The sequence below is a fragment of the Burkholderia alba genome, from assembly GCF_034721475.1.
Classification (GTDB): domain Bacteria; phylum Pseudomonadota; class Gammaproteobacteria; order Burkholderiales; family Burkholderiaceae; genus Burkholderia; species Burkholderia alba.
This window is the reverse complement of sequence record NZ_JAWJWL010000126.1, coordinates 1-1,816: the sequence shown is the minus strand read 5'-3', so window position 1 is coordinate 1,816 and position 1,816 is coordinate 1. Positions and strand designations below refer to the sequence as shown.

General features: G+C 52.6%; 1 protein-coding gene and 2 pseudogenes. 2 read left to right on the top strand and 1 reads right to left on the bottom strand.

Annotation, left to right across the window (positions count from 1 at the left end):
* Positions 1–33 precede the first annotated feature (33 nt).
* Positions 34–150, bottom strand: a pseudogene (locus tag RZR99_RS32745) (IS6 family transposase); the annotation flags it as partial.
* A gap of 333 nt (positions 151–483) precedes the next feature.
* Here RZR99_RS32745 and RZR99_RS32740 point away from each other — a divergent pair.
* Both RZR99_RS32740 and RZR99_RS32735 read left to right on the top strand, forming a co-directional pair.
* Positions 484–678: a hypothetical protein gene (locus tag RZR99_RS32740; RefSeq protein WP_323123818.1), complete on the top strand. Its 195-nt coding sequence runs from the start codon at positions 484–486 to the stop codon at positions 676–678.
* A 118-nt stretch (positions 679–796) separates the two neighbouring features.
* Positions 797–1,306 (top strand): annotated as a pseudogene (locus RZR99_RS32735) (IS6 family transposase); the annotation flags it as partial.
* Positions 1,307–1,816: the final 510 nt, after the last annotated feature.

Here is a 1,816-nt window from a genome sequence, read left to right as displayed (position 1 = left end):
GATCGTCTCATGGCTGACGATCACGCCACGCTAGAACAACAACTCCTCAATGTCACGCAGGCTCAGCTGGAAGCGGAAATACCCACGCACGGCCTGACTGATGATGGCCGCCGGGAATCGATGTCCACGATAGAGCGATTGCTTTTTCATTTCGACATCCTACGCTACCGACCATCTCGTCAACGTGACAATGCCCTGCAGTCGCTTCCCGGAGGCGACATGCGCGACGATATTGCGGGATGGTTCGGAGTTGGCGATATGCCGGCGAGCGAACGATCATCCCCGGCGTGCGATACCGTGGCTGCCATGTCTTGCTTTTCTTGATTTGACATAAACTAATTTATCACCATATTTGATTGTAGTGGCTAGACTGAAATGTCCGCTTTTAGCTAAATAGAAATGTCCGCTTTCGTGCCACGTAAGCTGTTGGGCCGCCGGGTGTCCGGCGCCGGAGGCTGCGATGGCTGCAACGGAGCGGATCACGTGACGATGCGCGAGCTGGACAGATTCAAGGTCATTCAGGACGTGGTGGACGGCAAACTCAAGCCGTGGCGTGCTGCCGAGCGACTCGAACTGACGACACGGCTGATCCGGCGACTGGTCGGCCGATTGCGTGAGCACGGGCCGCAAGGTCTCGTGTCGCAACGGCTTTGTCACGTTGACGCCTGGTTCGGTTAGGATGGAGAGATGGAAAAGAGGAAATTNACTGGTCGGCCGATTGCGTGAGCACGGGCCGCAAGGTCTCGTGTCGCAACGGCTTTGTCACGTTGACGCCTGGTTCGGTTAGGATGGAGAGATGGAAAAGAGGAAATTGCTCTACCATGGCCATCGGTTTCCAGCTTCGGTCATCAGCCACGCGGTCCGGTGGTATTTTCGTTTCCAGCTCAGCCTGCGCGACATCGAGGAACTGCTGTAACTGCTGTTCGAGCGTGGTGTGATCGTCAGTCATGAATCCATTCGCCGATGGACCGAGAAGTTCGGCGCCAGCTTCGCCCATCGTATCAAGGCCGCCCGGCGCCAGCCGGGTAGCATATGGCATCTGGACGAGATGTTCGTGTCGTTGCGCGGCGAGCCCTTTGTTCTCTGGCGTGCGGTCGATCAACACGGCATTGAACTCGACATCCTGTTGCAAAAGCGACGCGATAAGACTGCAGCGAAGCGCTTCTTCAAACGGATACTGTCAGCCAGTGCCGAGGTGCCGAAGAAAATCGTCACCGATCAACTGCGCAGCTATCCTGCGGCCAAGGCCGACATTCCAGAACTCGCGAATGTGAAGCATGTATTTGTCAAAGCCGCCGCCCTTATTGTGGCAGAAGCTTTGCCAGTCAGACGCATAACAACTACCCCACAAAAATTGATAAATGATGCTAAATACTAGTCGTTGAATACTACCAAGATGCAATTGATCAATGTTATCTCAATAATAAGAATTCGATAACATACACCTTCCATTTCAAAATATTACAGGATATATTTGATCGTAAATTGGCTCAATGGACCAACCTTTGAGCTAATAGAGAGGCGTTTGGTGTGCTCTCAGATCGCTGGCTGGCGTCCTGCAGTTGTCTTGACGCTATTCATGACTAGCATGGACATGCACCAAAAACGATAGCCATTTGTTTAGTATTTCTAATAAACAATAGGGCTGCCGCACATGAATCCAGCATTTAGTTTGCCGTAGCGCTTCTTAGGCACTCAGCATCCTCCGATTTCGCTGCTGATTAACGGCGCCGGATAAGTATTGCCGGCGATTTCATGCAGGACTCATCTGTCTTCTTCCCATTCGAGGTTTCAGCATGTGGATAACCGTACGTAA